The sequence below is a fragment of the Roseateles chitinivorans genome, from assembly GCF_002761755.1.
In the GTDB taxonomy this organism is placed as follows: Bacteria; Pseudomonadota; Gammaproteobacteria; order Burkholderiales; family Burkholderiaceae_C; genus Roseateles; species Roseateles chitinivorans.
Map to the genome: position 1 here is coordinate 1 of NZ_PEOG01000030.1, position 15,495 is coordinate 15,495.

Below are 15,495 nucleotides of genomic sequence, written 5' to 3' on the forward strand. Positions count from 1 at the left end.
CGCTCAGCCGCTCCGGCCAGGCGAGTCCGCGCTCGCGCAGCGCCTGGCCCTGGCCGGGATAGGCCTCGCCGGCGATCCAGCCGGCCAGCCTCGGCAGCGGCGCCATGCACTGCCTGGGATCGAAGGCGAAGGCATGCCGCGCGCGCCCTTGGTTCAGCGACAACGACAGCGTCTCCAGCTGCGGCGCCATGAAGTTCCAGTCGTCGAGCACCTGCTGCAGGCGCGTCGCGATGCCGTTGGCATAGCATGCCTGGCTCAGGTCTCGCGACACGACCACCAGTTGGCCGTCGCGCGATCCATCGCGATAGGTTGCGAGTTTCATTGTTGTGGTCGGACAGTCATTCGTCGGGCGAGCGTTGGCGGCATTTTCACCTCAGGACCGGAAGGCGCTCGGGGCCGCGCTCGCGGCCGCCCTGCTGCTGCATGCCGGGGTGATGGATGCGCTGTGGCAACGACCCGCGCCGCGCGCGGTCGATGCGACGTCGATGACGACCCGCCTCATCGAGTCGGCCCCACGAGCCGCGCCCGTGGCGGCACCGAAGCCGGCGCGCGAGGCTGCGCCGGCGCGAGCGCCCGTGAACGAACGATCGGCGGCGCCCGAACGCCCCTCGCCCGCGAGCGCGGAGCTGGACGAGGCCGGCCGCGGCATCCCTTCCGAAGGGCCCACCATCGCGCCCGCGCCGCTCGCCGATGCGCGTCCCGTGCCCGCGCTGCTCGCCCTGCCGCTGCGCGGCGAAGGCGCGCTCGCCTACGCCTTCGTCATCGACGGCCAGCCCGGCGAGGCCTCGCTGCGCTTCCGGATCGAGGACGGGCGCTACGAACTGGCGCTGGAGCGCCGCGCTGGCGACCGCGAATTGCCGCTCTGGCGCAGCGAAGGTCGTGTCGGCCCGCAAGGATTGCAGCCGGAACGACATCGGGTGCGCCGCCAGGGCCGAGAGCGCGAACTGCTGGTCTTCGACCGCGATGCCGCCATGCCGCGTCTGCTTGTCGGCGCACGCGCCTACCCGCTGTCGGCGGGCACGCAGGATCGCCTCTCATGGTGGCTCCAGTTGGCGGCCCTGATGGCGGCCGAACCCTCGCCCCATCTCGGCCTGCGCCTGCGGGTGCCGGTGGCCGCTTCCGCGGGCGTGCACGACTGGGATTTCGAGGTGATCGCCCGCGACGGCGATCGCTGGTTGCTGCAGCGGGAGCTGCGGCGCGGGCCGGGCCGCCCTGCGCTGCAATGGTCCGCCTGGTTGGACGGGCAACGCGGCTTCCTGCCGGTGGACCTGCGTTTCAGCCTCGACGACGAGGAACAGTGGGCCCTCCGATTGCTGGAATGACCCTGCCCGTGCTTCGCATGCCCGCACGATCGCCCCAGGGATGCGAACACGTTACGTTCGGTGAATCCGTGAAACCCTGTGCGGTTGGCACCACAAATGCTTGGGACCGAATGAATCCGTGCCGGCAAGTTCTGCCACCATGGGGTCATGGCCTGGTTGGGAGCGATGGGGCTTGAATCCGTCGCGTCAGGCCATAACTCCTGCCACAAAGGAGTCCTTCATGCACATGCTCTACGACTCGCCGAGCTACATCGTCGTGCAGTTCGATGTCCCGGTCGATCCGTCCCCTGGCGACGCGGCGCATGCCGCGCAGGCGGACCACACCCACCTGCCCGCGCTGCAGCGCGATGGTTTCGAGATCGTCGACAAGTTCACCCGCAAGGAAATCTTCATCGAGGGCGCCCTGGCCCAGACCTTCCAGGAAGGCGTCGAGGCGCTGATCGAGCAAGGCCCCGATGTCGACGACCTCGACGCGTTCATCGCCACCTACGCCAACCTGGGCCAGCAGCCCGTCGTCATGCATTGACCCCCGGCCGGTCCCGGTGCCCTCCACCTGCGGGGGACCGGGACTTGTCGCGCGGCACCCGCTGCGCCAAGATCGTGCGGCCATGCACCGCTCCAGGCGGTGAGGTCCTCCCCCTCCGCACGAATCATGGGCAAGCGCGCGCAGCCTCCGCTGGTGTCCCCGGGCCTGTCAGAGAGCCCGGTGCTGGATCTCATGTGCTCGCACTTCGTGCTGACGCTCACGGTCCGCCACGCCAACCGCTTCAATCCGCGCCGCGACCTCAGCGGCCTGCTCGCGCTGACGGCGCGGCATCTGGTCTGGCCTTCGCCGGTGCTGGCCCGCGTGCGGGGCTACCTCGCGCGTCGCTGCCAGGGGCACTCGCTCTGGGCCGGGCATGAGCGGCTGAGCGACGCGGCCTTCCTCGCGCGCCACGGCATCTGGCGCGGCCCGTTCGCCGAGGCGACGCTGTTCTTCTACCTCGACGAATACATCAAGGACGCGCCCAAGGACCTGCTCGCGCTGCTGTCCTGCACCTGCGACGCGCTCGACGCGCAGCTGCGCAGCCGATCCACGCTGGTGGAGCAGAACATCGATGTGCTGGGCCGATTGCTGCAGCTCAACGCGGCCGAGCGGGCGCTGCTGCTCTACGGCACCCTCGCCCGCTACCAGCGCGAGCTGCGCGGCGCGCTGGTGGAGTTCAAGGTCAACACCGCGCAGGAGGCCTTCGCCGCGATCGCGGAAGTGGCCGGCGTCGATCCGCACGAGGTCGCCGAGGCCCTGCGCGTCGGCTCGCGGCTGGAACGGGTCGGCATGATCGAGAACCTGATCGCCGAGCACAACATCACCGACCTCTCCGACCTGATGAAGGTCAGCGAGCAGCTGCCGCCGGTGCTGATGCGCGCCTACGACGGACCGCAGGACCTGATGGCGGTGTTCACGCGCCCGGTCGCGCCCAGTCCGCTGCAGCGCGCCGACTTCGACTTCATCGCCGAGGACGTGGGCATCCTCGCCACCTTGCTGCGCCATGCGGTGGCGCAGGGCCAACCGGGCGTGAACGTGTTGATCTACGGTCCGCCGGGCACCGGCAAGACGGAGCTGGCCAAGGTCGCCGCGCGCGAGGCCGGGCTGACGCTCTACGAGGTCGAGTACGCCGACCGCGACGGCAATGCGCTGACCGGCCGCGACCGCTACCGCTCACTGCAGATCAGCCAGGTGTTCCTGAAGGCCAGCCGCGATGTGGCGCTGCTGTTCGACGAAGTCGAGGACGTGTTCCCGCACCTGAGCGGCGACGCGGCCCACCTGATGGCGCGGCTGGACGCGGCGCTGGAGGTGCCGGCGCCGATGGCCGTCAATGGCAAGGCCTGGGTCAACCAGATCCTGGAAAGCAACCCTGTCCCGGTGCTCTGGATCACCAACCGCATCGAGCACATCGACCCTGCCTTCCGGCGCCGATTCCAGTACCACCTGGAGCTGACCTCGCCGCCGCCGGGCGCGCGGCTGGGCCTGGTGCGCAAGGCACTGGAGGAACTGCCGGTGCCCGACGGCTTTGCCGAGCGCCTCGCCGAGCGCCGCGGCCTGACGCCGGCGCAGGTGCGCACCGCCGTGCGCTTCGCCCGGCTGGCCGGCGACGAGGCCGCCGCGGACGCCCTCGCCAATGAACGCCTGGTCAGCCGGCAGCTGCTGCATGCCGACAAGGCGCTCGGCCTGGTCGACGTCTCGCCACAGGCGCGGCCGGCGGCGGCGCGCTATTCGCTCGACCTGATCCACTGCGAATGCCGCTTCGCGCTGCCGCGCCTGATCGAGGCGCTGCGGCGTCGCGGCCTGGGCACGCTGTGCTTCCACGGACCGCCGGGCAGCGGCAAGACCGCGCTGGCCGAGCACATCGCCTCGGAACTGCAGCGGCCGCTGATGGTGCGGCTGGCCAGCGACCTGATGTCCAAGTACGTCGGCGAGACCGAGCAGAACATGGCCCGCATGTTCGAGGCCGCCGCCGCCGAGGGCGCGGTGCTGCTGCTCGACGAGGCCGACAGCTTCCTGCGCAGCCGCCGCATGGCCGAGCGGCATTACGAGGTCAGCGAGGTCAACGAGATGCTGGCCGGCATGGAGCGCCATGCCGGCCTGTTCATCTGCACGACCAATGCCTTCGACGACCTCGACGAAGCGGCCCTGCGCCGCTTCAGCTTCAAGATCCGCTTCAAGCCGCTGCGGCCGGACCAGCGGCTGACGATGTTCGAGCGCGAACTGGGTCGGTCGCCCGACGAGGCGCAAGCCGACCGGCTGCGCGCGCTGGACGCGTTGACGCTGGGCGACTTCGCCGCGGTGCGGCAGCAGGCCGAGATCCTGGGCGAGGCGCTGTCGCCGGATGAATTCCTGACGCTGCTCGAAGCCGAGCACCGCGTGAAGCCGGACGTCCGCCAGCGCCGCCCGATGGGCTTTCGCGCCGGCGAGTCCTGACCCCACCGCCCCCGCGCCGAGCCCGCCGCGGATCCGGGAGCGGTCCGGTTCTGTGGCATCGTGCCGCCCATGCGATCCGTCCCCCCGTCGACACCGCGAGCACGCGCCTGGCGCGCCACCGTTCGCCGCGCGCTGAGCGCACTGGCGCTGCTGAGCGCGGCCGGCGCCGCCTTCGCCGCGGCGTCCACCGTCCCCTCGAAGCCCGCATCGCCTGCTTCCGGCGTGTCTGCCGAGCGCGCGCCGCGCGCCGCCAAGGCCACGTCGAACGCCTCGGTCTCGCCCGCCGCGTCCTCGGCCCGGCCGGAGAGGACCGCCGCCACGCCGCCATCCTGTCCGCCCGAGCCCGCGCCGTTGCCGGCCGAGCGTCTGGCCGCTCGAGCGCGTGATCGCGGCCTGATGTGGACGCTGCAGCGCGATGGCCGCACGTCCTACCTCTACGCCAGCCTGCATGTGGGCAGGCCGGACTGGGCCGCGCCCGGACCGCGCCTGCGGGCGGCACTGGCCCAGGTCGACGCGGTCGCGCTCGAGCTCGATCCGCTGGACCGCGACGCCTGGCAGATGCCACCGATGCCCGAGCTGCCACTGGATGCCGCGCTGCGCCGGCGGCTGGAGGCCCAGGCCGCCGCGGTCTGCCTGCCGCCGGGCGCGCTCGCGACGACGCATCCGCTGCTGCAGACCAGCACCTACATGCTGTTGCGCGCCCGCGCGCTGGGGCTGGACGTGCGCTACGGCCAGGAGATGCTGCTGAGCCAATGGGCCCGCGACCGGGGCCTGCCGGTGCTCGCGCTGGAGACCTTGCAGGGCCAGCTCGAGGCGCTGCTGCCCGCCGACGAGGAGGCCGCCCGCCACGAGCTGCGCGCCAACCTCCGCCAGCTGGAGCGACCCGCCTCTCTGCTGCGCACGCTGGACACGATGGTCAGCGTCTACGACCGCGGTGACCTGGCGCGGCTGAACCGCTACGCGGAGTGGTGCGATTGCGTCACCGACGCCGCGGACCGCACGGCGCTGCGACGCATCAACGACGGCCGCAATCCCGCGCTCGCCGAGCGGATCTCCGAGCTGCATCAACGCGGCCAATCGCTGCTGGTGGCCGTCGGCGCGATGCACATGACCGGCCCGTGGGCGCTGCCCGCGCTGCTGCGGGAGCATGGCTTCGAGGTAACCCTGATGCCGCCATCCGGATCACGGTGATCGAGTTGCGGCACACTGGGCCGCCTTCGCGCCCGGCCCTCGTGCCGCCGAGCCTTCCACCCGCCCCTTCCCTTCGGAGTCCCGCATCTTGGACCCCCTGCCGTCCTTCCTCCAATCGCTGTTCCTGGTGCCGCTGACCCTGCTGCCCATCATCAACCCGGTGGGCGTGGCCCCGATCGTCATCGGCGCGGCCGGCGGCGACGACAAGGTCCTCAAGCGGCTGTCGCGCCAGGTCGCGATCAACGGCTGGGTGGTGATCATGGTGTCGCTGCTGGTCGGCACCTACGTGCTGGACCTGTTCGGCATCTCGCTGCCGGTGGTGCGCGTCGGCGGCGGCCTGCTGGTGGCCTACAGCGCCTGGGTGATGCTGACCCGCAACGAGACCGACGACGTCCAGACCGCCGTGGTGCATTCGTCGCCGAGCGACATCAGCGAGGCCGAGATCGTCCGCCGCAGTTTCTTCCCGATCACCTTCCCGCTGACCACCGGTCCCGGCAGCATCGCCGCGGCGATCGCGCTGGGCGCACAGATCCCGCGTTCGCCCATCCCCTACGTGATGCAGGCCGGCATCGCCGCGATCGGTGCGGCCATCACGGCGGCCGTCGTCTACCTGGTCTACCGCAACGGCGGCCGGCTGCTGATGCGCATGGGCGAGGTCGGCACCCTGGTCATGATGCGGCTGATGGCCTTCGTGCTGCTGTGCATCGGCATCCAGATCCTCTGGTCCGGCTGGGCCGACCTGAACCACATCCCGACCTGAGGCCGGCGTCGCCCCCGACCTGCCCGGACGCCGCCCGGACGCCTCGCGCCGCGGCGTAGGATCGACGCTCACGGCGGCGCTCGGGCAGGCGTCGCCGAAGCTCACCGAGGAGACAGCATGGCGGACACCGACTTCAGTAAATTCGTTCCTGGCTTCGACTTCCTGCAGGGGCTGATGAAGAACGCCGGCGCCGCGATCCCCGGCTTCAACCAGTGGGTCGCCCCGACGCTGGACCCGCAGGAGCTCGACAAGCGCATCGACGAGCTGCGCACCGTGCAGTTCTGGCTCGAGAACAATGCCCGCATGCTGACCGCGACCATCCAGGCGCTCGAGGTGCAGCGGATGACGCTGTCCACGCTGCACGCGATGAACGTGCCGATGGCCGACCTGAAGGACGCGCTGAAGACGCCCGTGCCGCCGCCCTTCCCTGGCGCGTCGTCCGCACCGTCGCCAACGCCTTCGCCAATGCCGTCTCCCGCGCCGAGCCGGGCGTCTTCGGCGGCGTCGGCCGCTCCGTCCCCATCCGCTTCCGAGGCGGCCCCGCCCTCCAAGGAAAAACCGGCCGAGGACGCCTCCGAACCGCCCGCGGCCTCCGGCCCCAAGCCCGCCGGCGCCGACCCGATGCAGTGGTGGAACGCCCTCACCCAGCAATTCACGCAGGTCGCGGCCAACGCGATGAAGAGCGCCCAGACCGCGGCTTCGGTCGCCACGGCGGCGGCCGCGGAAGCCGCCTCGTCGGCCGCGCCGTCGGCCCGGCCTGCGACGGCGCGCAAGCCCACCGCGAAGGGCGCCGGCAAGACGGCCGCGGGCAGCGCTCCGAGAACGAGGGCCAAGACCGCCGCCAAGGCCGCGCCGGCCCGCAAGACGGCGCCCAAACGCAAGACTCCCTGAGCCTCCCCGCAGTTCCCCGAGGGCTGTCCATGCCTCGCTTCCTCCAGGCGCACGCCACCCATCCCGACCCCCACATGGCGCTGGCCCTGGCCGGCGCGCAGCTGGAGGGCCAGCGCGCCGGCATGACGCCGACGCTGGGCTTCCTCTACCTGACCCATCCCTACGTGCCGCAGGCGCAGGCGCTGCTGGACGAGGTCCGCCAGCGCTGGCCCGGCTGCGGCTGGGTCGGCGCGTCGGCGCTGGCGGTGAGCGCCAGCGGCGTCGAGTACTTCGACGAACCGGCGCTGGTCGTCATGCTCTGCGACCTGCCGCCGGACCAGTGGCGCATCTTTTCCGGCCGTCAGCCGCTGCCGCCCGAGCGCGAAGCGCGCAGCCTGCTGCTGCATGCCGACGGCGGCACGCCCGACCTGCAGGAGCTGATCGGCGAGCTGGCCCAGCGCTGCAGCAGCGGCTATCTGTTCGGCGGCCTGGTGAGCGGCGGCGACGACGCGGTGCAGATCGCCGACGGTGTCTTCGCGGGCGGCCTGTCGGGCCTGTCGCTCGGCCCGCAGGTGCGCTGGATCTCGCGAGTCAGCCAGGGCTGCCAGCCGCTGGGCCGGGAGCGCCGCGTCACCGCCTGCGACGGCCCGCTGGTCACCGAGCTCGACGGGCAACCGGCGCTCGATGCCCTGCTCGAGGACCTGAAGCTGCCCGCGTACACCGGCGAGTCCGGCTCGCTGCGCCAGGCGATGCCGCTGTTCCGGCGCACGCTGGTCGGACTGAACGACGAACCCGGCGCCCGCCGCGAGTACGGTCCCGAAGTCCGCGTCCGTCACCTGGTCGGCCTGGATCCGAGCCGCCGCGGCATCGCCGTCGCCGAGCAGCTGCGCACCGGCGAGCTGCTGAGCTTCTGCGAACGCCATCCCGATGCCGCGCGCCGCGACCTGGTGCGCATCTGCACCGAGATCCGGGCCGAGGCCGAGGAGCGCGGCGCCCGCATGGCCGGCGCCCTGTACTTCAGCTGCACCGGTCGCGGCGGACCGCATTTCGGCGCGCCGTCGGCCGAACTGCAGTGGGTGCAGCACGCGCTCGGCGAGGTGCCGCTGGCCGGCTTCTTCGCCAACGGCGAGATCGCCCATGCGCGGCTGCACGGCTACACCGGCGTGCTGACGGTCTTCCTGGATCGCTGATGCCGCCGCGCCGTCACCTGCTCCAGGCCGCCGCGGCCTCGGCGCTGTGCAACGCGCTGCCGCTCCGGGCCGCCGGCGACGCCACCGCTCGCCGGAGCGCGACGCCGCCGGACCGGCAGGCCTCCGGCACCTCGCCCCCCGAGCCCGCGACCGTCGTCTATCCGCGCCACCTGCCCCAGCAGGACCGGCAGGTCGACTACTTCATCAGCCTGCTGCATGCGGCGCTGCAACGCAGCGGCACGCGCTACGCGCTGATCCCGACGCAGTCGGAGATGGTCCAGAGCCGCGCGCTGCTGAAGATGGCCAGCGACGACCCCAGCATCGACGTCTTCTGGACCATGACCGACCCGCAGCGCGAGCGGACGCTGCTGCCGATCCGCGTGCCGCTGGACCGCGGCCTGATCGGCTGGCGCCTGTGCCTGACCCGCGCGGACGACCGCGACCGCCTTCGCCAGGTCCGCGACCTGCGCGACCTGGCGCGCCTGACCGCCGGACAGATGCATGACTGGCCCGACACCGCCGTGCTGCGCGCCAACGGCCTGCCGGTGCAGGTGAGCACGCATTACCAGGGCCTGTTCCAGATGCTGTCGCAGGGCCGCTTCGACTACTTTCCGCGCTCGATCTTCGAGATCGACGCGGAGCTCGCCAGCTTCCCCGAGCAGCACCTGGCCATCGACACCGCGCTGCTGCTGCACTACCCGGCGGCGCTCTACATGTTCGTGCGGCCGGGTCGGCCGCGGCTGGCGGCGGACCTGACACGCGGCATGGAGGCGCTGATCGCCGACGGCAGCTTCGAGCGGCTGTCGCGACAGCTGTTCGGCGACCTCGTGCGGCGCCACCGGGTCGACCAGCGCCGCGTGCTGCGCCTGCGCAATCCGCTGCTGCCGGCGCACACGCCGTTGGACCGCCACGCGCTCTGGTGGCCGCTGCCCGGCGCGCGCTGAGCCGCCCCGATGAACGGTCGCGCTTCCCCGGTCGCTGGCGCACCGGTTCAGGCCCGGGTCAGCGCGCACGGCTACAGTTCGACGCCATGACCGCCGCCCTTCCCTCGACCCACGAGCCGCCCGGCCAGCAGGCCGCCGCGCTGGCCGCGTTCCGCGCCGGGCGACGTGCGGCGCTGGTGAAGGCGCTGGGCGCGGTGGTGCCGCCGCATGCGCTGCTCTGGCAGGACGAGCAGACCCGCCCCTATGAATGCGACGGCCTGACGGCCTATCGGGAACGCCCGCTGGCCGTGGCGCTGCCGGAGACCGAGTCGCAGGTGGCCGGCGTGCTGCGGGCCTGCCACGCGCTGGGCGTGCCGGTGGTCGCGCGTGGCGCCGGCACCGGCTTGTCCGGCGGCGCGATGCCGCATGCCGAAGGCCTGACGCTGGCGCTGGCCAGGTTCAACCGCATCCTCGGAATCGACCCGCTGGCACGGACCGCGCGGGTGCAATGCGGCGTGCGCAACCTGGCGATTTCCGAGGCCGCGGCCGCGCATGGCCTCTACTACGCGCCGGACCCGAGCAGCCAGATCGCCTGCACCATCGGCGGCAACGTCGCGGAGAACTCCGGCGGCGTGCACTGCCTCAAGTACGGCCTGACGCTGCACAACGTGCTCAAGGTGCGCGGCTTCACCGTCGAGGGCGAGCCGGTCGAGTTCGGCTCCGAGGCGCTGGACGCCGCCGGGCTGGATCTGCTCAGCGTCGTCATCGGCAGCGAGGGCATGCTGGCGGTGGTGACCGAGGTCGTCGTCAGGCTGACGCCCAAGCCGCAGCTGGCGCGCTGCATCATGGCCAGCTTCGACGACCTGCGCCGCGCGGGCGACGCGGTGGCCGCGATCATCGCGGCCGGCATCATCCCGGCCGGCCTGGAGATGATGGACAAGCCGATGACCGCCGCGGTGGAGGACTTCGTCCATGCCGGCTACGACCTCGACGCCGAGGCCATCCTGCTGTGCGAGAGCGACGGCACGCCGGAGGAGGTCGAGGAGGAGATCGGCCGCATGAGCGAGGTGCTGCGCGCCAGCGGCGCGACGCGGCTGGAGGTCAGCGCGGACGAGGCCCAGCGGCTGCGCTTCTGGAGCGGCCGCAAGAACGCATTCCCCGCATCGGGACGGATCAGCCCCGACTACATGTGCATGGATTCGACGATCCCGCGCAAGCGCCTGGCCGACATCCTGCTGGCGATCCAGGAGATGGAGCGCAAGTACGGCCTGCGTTGCGCCAATGTCTTCCACGCCGGCGACGGCAACTTGCATCCGCTGATCCTGTTCGATGCCAACGATCCCGACCAGTTGCACCGCTGCGAGCGCTTCGGCGCCGACATCCTGGAGACCAGCGTCGCGATGGGCGGCACGGTGACCGGCGAGCACGGTGTCGGCGTGGAGAAGCTCAACAGCATGTGCGTCCAGTTCTCGCCGCAGGAGCGCGAGCGGATGCTGGCCCTGAAGCGGGCCTTCGACCCGCAAGGGCTGCTCAACCCCGGCAAGGTGATCCCGACGCTGCAACGCTGCGCCGAGTACGGCCGCATGCACGTCAAGCGCGGCGCGCTCGCCTTCCCCGACCTGGAGCGATTCTGATGACGGTGCACGCAGAGGATTTCGAGCGGGGGCCGACGTCGGCGCCCGCGGCGACGGAGACCGGCCCGGCGGCGTTCGTCCGGGCGACGCAGCTGGTCGACGCGCTGGAGGCGATGGCCGAGCGCTTCCGCCAGGGCAGCCCGGTGCGCTTCACCGGCCATGGCAGCAAGGACTTCTACGGCGGCCCGCTCGGCGATGCCGCGCCTATGTCGACGCAGGCGCTCAACGGCGTGATGGCCTACGAGCCGAGCGAGCTCTACATCACCGCCGCCGCCGGCACGCCGGTGGCCGAGGTCGAGGCGCTGCTCGCGCGCCATGGCCAGCACCTGGCGTTCGAGCCGCCGCGTTTCGTCGGTGCGGCCTCGGGCGGCACGGGCACCCTCGGCGGCATGGTCGCCACCGGCCTGTCGGGCCCGGCGCGCGCGAGCGCCGGCGCGGTGCGCGACCATGTGCTCGGCCTGACGATGCTCGACGCCAAGGGCGAGCTGCTGCACTTCGGCGGCACGGTGATGAAGAACGTCGCGGGTTATGACGTGTCGCGCCTGATGGCCGGCTCGATGGGCGTGCTGGGACTGATCGCGCAGGTCACGCTGAAGGTGCTGCCGATGCCGGTGGCAACGGTGACGCTGCGCTTCGAATTCGGCCAGGAGGAGGCGCTGCTGCAGATGAACCGCTGGGGCGGGCAGCCGCTGCCGTTGTCGGCCACCGCGTGGTGGGACGGCGCGCTGGTGGCGCGGCTCTCCGGCGCCGAGGCGGCCGTCGCGGCGGCGGTGCGCAAGCTCGGCGGCGACGTGATCCCGGAGGCGATGGCCGCGCCGTTCTGGCAGGGCCTGCGCGACCAGTCCGACGAGTTCTTCCTCGGCGCGCGCCGGGCGGTGCAGGGCGGCGCGACGCTGTGGCGGATCGCGGTGCCGTCGACGACGCTGGCGATGCCGCTGCACGGCGAACAGCTGATCGAATGGGGCGGCGCGCAGCGCTGGGTCGTCACGCCGATGGCGCCGGCGCAGCTGCGCGAACTGGTCACCGCGGCCGGCGGCCACGCGACGATGTTCTATGCCAACGACAAGACGGCCGGCGCCTTCTCGCCGCTCGGACCGCAGCTGACGCGCATCCACAAGGAATTGAAGCGGCAGTTCGACCCGGCGGGGATCTTCAATCCCGGCCGGCTCTATCCGGACCTCTGACCGCTCCGCGCAACGCCGCCCGAGCCCGCCGACAGCAAGCCGACCGATGCAGACCCACCTGGCCCCCGAGTTCCAAGGCACCCCGGAAGGCAGCACCGCGGAGGCGATCCTGCGTCGCTGCGTGCATTGCGGCTTCTGCACGGCGACCTGCCCGACCTACCAGTTGCTCGGCGACGAGCTCGACGGACCGCGCGGCCGCATCTACCTGATCAAGCAGGTGCTCGAGGGGGAGACGCCGACGGCGACCACCCAGCAGCACCTGGACCGCTGCCTGACCTGCCGCAACTGCGAGAGCACCTGCCCGTCGGGCGTCCAGTATGGCCAGCTCGTCGAGATCGGCCGGCAGGTCGTCGAGGCCAAGGTGGAGCGCCCGCGCGAGGAACGCATCAAGCGCTGGCTGCTGCGGGAAGGGCTGACCTCGCCGCTGTTCAAGCCGGCGCTGCGGCTGGGACAGGCACTGCGGCCGCTCGTGCCGGGCGCGCTGAAGGACAAGGTGCCGCCGACGCCCGGCCCCCGGGCGCACCAGTGGCCGCAGCGCGCGCATCCCCGCAAGGTGCTGATGCTGATGGGCTGCGTGCAGCCGGCCATGATGCCCAACATCAACGCGGCGACGGCCCGCGTGCTGGACGCCGCCGGCGTGCAGACCCTGGTCGCCGACGAGGCCGGCTGCTGCGGCGCGATCCGGGCGCATCTGAACGACCACGAGGGCGGCCTGGACGATGCCCGCCGCAACATCGACGCCTGGTGGCCGATGGTCGACGGCCATGGCGGCGAGGTCGAGGCGATCGTCATGAACGCCTCCGGCTGCGGCGTCCAGGTCAAGGACTACGGGCGGCTGCTGGCGCATGACCCGCACTACGCCGAGAAGGCCGCCCGCGTTTCGGCGCTGACGCGCGACCTCGGCGAGTACCTGCCGGCGCTGACGCCGGCGCTGCGCTCCCGACTGGGACAGGACCGGCCGGGCGGTCGGCCGCGCCTGGCCTATCACCCGCCCTGCACGCTGCAGCATGGCCAGCAGCTGCGCGGCGGCGTCGAGGGCCTGATGCGGGAATTGGGCTTCGAGATCGCGACCGCGCCGTCGGAGAGCCATCTGTGCTGCGGCTCGGCCGGCACGTATTCCGTGCTGCAACCGGTGCTGTCCAAGCAACTGCGCGAGCGCAAGCTCGCTGCGCTGGCGCCGCTGGCCGCCGATGCGATCGTCTCCGCCAACATCGGCTGCATCCAGCACCTGCAAGCGGGCACCAGCGTGCCGGTCCGCCATTGGATCGAGGTGCTGGACGACGCCTTGTCGACCTGAGCCATGCCGCGCCGTCACGGCGCGGTCATCACCGGCGCGCGCGAAACGTCGCATCGGCGCATCACTCGCCACGCAAACCCCGCCTCGATGAGGAGGAGTTCTCACATCTGCGGTCCAGCCCCGGGCAAACCCGGGCATGCGCATTGCCTGCGGCCCGCAGAATCCCTTCCCATAACAGGAGGGGAGCGCGTCAAGCGATCCAACCAGAAAGTGAAGAAGGCCGGTCACCATGTGGGGACCGGCCTTTTTTCCGTCCAGCTTCGGGCGCCGCACGGTCCCGCTCAGGGTTTTCCCGTCGCGCAGCGCGAGCATCGAGGCCGTCAGGCGCCCGCCGCGCGGCGGCCGGACGCGGATACTCCGCGCTCATCCCTGCTTCAGCGGCTCCGCGGAGCCCGACCCGCCATGACCCTGACCCGTCGCACCTGGCTGCTGGTGCCCGTCCTGGCCGCGCTGACCGCCTGCGCCAACGCGCCCGCCCCCTCTTCCACGGCCCCGGCTTCGGCAAGTCCTGACCCCCTCGCCTCCCCCTTCGCGGCGAAGAAGCCGCCCCGGCTGGTCGTCTTCATGGTGATTGACGGCCTGCCGATCCGGCAGGTGCTGGGCTACCGCGACCAGTTGCAGCCCGATGGATTCAAGCGCTTCCTGGACCGCGGCGCCTGGTTCGCCAATGCGTATTACGGCCATGGCTACACGGTCACCGCGGCTGGCCACTCGATCATGCTCAGCGGCGCCTATCCGCAGCGCAGCGGCATCATCGGCAACGAGTGGCGCGATCCGATGACCGGCACGCCGCAGTACAACACCGCCGATCCGCGCTACCAGTACATCGGCAACAAGACCGAGCCGCTCGCCGGCACCAGCCCCGAGAACTACAAGGTCGAGACCGTCGGCGACGTGCTGCGCACGCTGCAGCCCGCCGCCAAGGTGATCGGCATCTCCGGCAAGGACCGCGGCGCCATCCTGCCGGCTGGCCACAAGGGCACGGCCTACATGTACATGGGCGGGACCGGCCAATTCGCGTCGTCCACCTATTACATGGACCGCCACCCGGCCTGGGTGGAGGCCTTCAACGCCGCCAAGCCGGCCGACCAGTTCTTCGGCAAGGCCTGGACGCCGATGCTGCCCGAGGCCGCCTACGCGCGCAGCGTGCCGGACGGCCAGCCCTGGCAGGCCAACAGCGGCAACGGCAACCGGCTGCCGGCGGTGCTGGGCGCCGGCATGGACGGCCCCGGTCCGCGCTTCTACGGCAACCTCCTGCCTTCCCCGTTCGGCGACGAACTGACGCTGGCTTTCGCCCGCGCCGCCGTCGAGGGCGAGCAACTCGGCGCCGACGACCAGACCGACCTGCTGTCGGTGAGCCTGTCCAGCCACGACTACATCAACCACGCGTTCGGGCCGGAGTCGCGGCTGTCGCATGACCACTTCCTGCACCTGGATGCCTACCTGCAGTCGTGGTTCCAGTACCTCGACAGGAAGGTCGGCCGCGACAACTACGTCGCGGTGTTGACCGCCGACCACGGCTTCACCGACACGCCCGAATGGGCGAAGTCGCAGGGTCGCGACGCCGGCCGCATCAATCCGGCGCAGGCGGTGGGCTTCATCAACGCGGGGCTCGCCAGGCAATTCGGCGAAGGCCGCTGGGTCACCAACATGTCGGGCAGCGGGTTCATCTTCGACGAGGCCGCGATCCAGGCGAAGGGCCTGAAGCAGGACGAGGTCTATGCGGCGGCCCAGGCGCTGGTGCAGCAGGTCGAAGGCGTGCAGGCCGCCTTCACCCGCGCCCAGCTCGCCGGCACCGACACCGCGACGCCCTATCTCGAGCAGATGCGCAAGTCCTGGTATCCCGGCATCGCGGCGCCGCTGCAGGTGGTCCCCAAGCCGGGCTGGATGTTCGGTTCGCGCCTCATGGGCACGACGCACGGCAGCCCGTACGAGGACGACACCCATGTGCCGCTGCTGACCTGGGGCCCGGCCTGGGTCGGCCAGGGCCGCATCGAGCAGCGGGTGGAGATCGTCGACTTCGCGCCGACGCTGTCGGCGCTGCTGCACATTCCCGCGCCGCGACAGGCCCAGGGCCGGCTGCTGCCGCTCCCGGCCCGGTAAGAGGACGGGCAGGCGCCCAGGCCGACGGCCGGCCGCCGCGGCCTCGCCGCCGTCCGCCCGCC

The 15,495-nt window shown here is 71.7% G+C and carries 12 protein-coding genes and 1 pseudogene; 12 read left to right on the top strand and 1 reads right to left on the bottom strand.

All coding sequences use genetic code 11. From position 1 onward, the window contains the following. Positions 1 to 322, bottom strand: a pseudogene (locus CS062_RS12510) (fumarylacetoacetate hydrolase family protein); the annotation flags it as partial. Positions 323 to 575: 253 nt separating this feature from the next. On the opposite strand from CS062_RS12510, the gene CS062_RS12515 reads away from it, so the two are divergent. From CS062_RS12515 to CS062_RS12570, 12 genes are all read left to right on the top strand, one after another. Further along, the gene (locus tag CS062_RS12515) at positions 576 to 1,322 is read left to right on the top strand and encodes a hypothetical protein (RefSeq protein WP_143742338.1); all 747 of its coding nucleotides are present in this window, start codon (positions 576 to 578) and stop codon (positions 1,320 to 1,322) included. 220 nt (positions 1,323 to 1,542) lie between these two features. After that, positions 1,543 to 1,848, top strand: a complete 306-nt coding sequence (locus CS062_RS12520) for a BTH_I0359 family protein (protein ID WP_099861963.1) — start codon at positions 1,543 to 1,545, stop codon at positions 1,846 to 1,848. Between the two features lie 126 nt (positions 1,849 to 1,974). After that, positions 1,975 to 4,281 (top strand): ATP-binding protein, encoded by a 2,307-nt coding sequence (locus CS062_RS12525; RefSeq protein ID WP_099861964.1) that lies wholly within the window; start codon positions 1,975 to 1,977, stop codon positions 4,279 to 4,281. Positions 4,282 to 4,350: 69 nt separating this feature from the next. Next, entirely contained in the window at positions 4,351 to 5,472 is a 1,122-nt protein-coding gene (locus CS062_RS12530) for a TraB/GumN family protein (protein ID WP_143742339.1), read from the top strand. Positions 5,473 to 5,560: 88 nt separating this feature from the next. Beyond that, complete coding sequence (locus tag CS062_RS12535) at positions 5,561 to 6,232, top strand: MarC family protein (protein ID WP_233218034.1); 672 nt, start codon at positions 5,561 to 5,563, stop codon at positions 6,230 to 6,232. 117 nt (positions 6,233 to 6,349) lie between these two features. After that, the gene (locus CS062_RS12540; RefSeq protein WP_099861966.1) at positions 6,350 to 7,123 is read left to right on the top strand and encodes a PhaM family polyhydroxyalkanoate granule multifunctional regulatory protein; all 774 of its coding nucleotides are present in this window, start codon (positions 6,350 to 6,352) and stop codon (positions 7,121 to 7,123) included. Between the two features lie 29 nt (positions 7,124 to 7,152). Beyond that, positions 7,153 to 8,292 carry an FIST signal transduction protein gene (locus tag CS062_RS12545; RefSeq protein WP_099861967.1) on the top strand — a complete coding sequence of 380 codons (1,140 nt, stop codon included), beginning with the start codon at positions 7,153 to 7,155 and terminating at the stop codon, positions 8,290 to 8,292. After that, a complete protein-coding gene (locus tag CS062_RS12550; RefSeq protein ID WP_099861968.1) occupies positions 8,292 to 9,236 on the top strand; it encodes a substrate-binding periplasmic protein in 945 nt (314 codons plus the stop codon). Before CS062_RS12545 ends, CS062_RS12550 begins: the two co-directional genes overlap by 1 nt. Positions 9,237 to 9,322: 86 nt before the next feature. Continuing rightward, the gene (locus tag CS062_RS12555) at positions 9,323 to 10,849 is read left to right on the top strand and encodes an FAD-linked oxidase C-terminal domain-containing protein (protein WP_099861969.1); all 1,527 of its coding nucleotides are present in this window, start codon (positions 9,323 to 9,325) and stop codon (positions 10,847 to 10,849) included. Continuing rightward, the gene (gene glcE, locus CS062_RS12560) at positions 10,849 to 12,033 is read left to right on the top strand and encodes a glycolate oxidase subunit GlcE (protein WP_099861970.1); all 1,185 of its coding nucleotides are present in this window, start codon (positions 10,849 to 10,851) and stop codon (positions 12,031 to 12,033) included. The genes CS062_RS12555 and glcE overlap by 1 nt, the downstream gene beginning before the upstream one ends. Before the next feature lie 46 nt (positions 12,034 to 12,079). Then, complete coding sequence (gene glcF, locus CS062_RS12565) at positions 12,080 to 13,330, top strand: glycolate oxidase subunit GlcF (RefSeq protein WP_099861971.1); 1,251 nt, start codon at positions 12,080 to 12,082, stop codon at positions 13,328 to 13,330. Between the two features lie 402 nt (positions 13,331 to 13,732). Beyond that, positions 13,733 to 15,433, top strand: a complete 1,701-nt coding sequence (locus CS062_RS12570) for an alkaline phosphatase family protein (protein WP_158238773.1) — start codon at positions 13,733 to 13,735, stop codon at positions 15,431 to 15,433. The last annotated feature ends 62 nt before the right edge of the window (positions 15,434 to 15,495 follow it).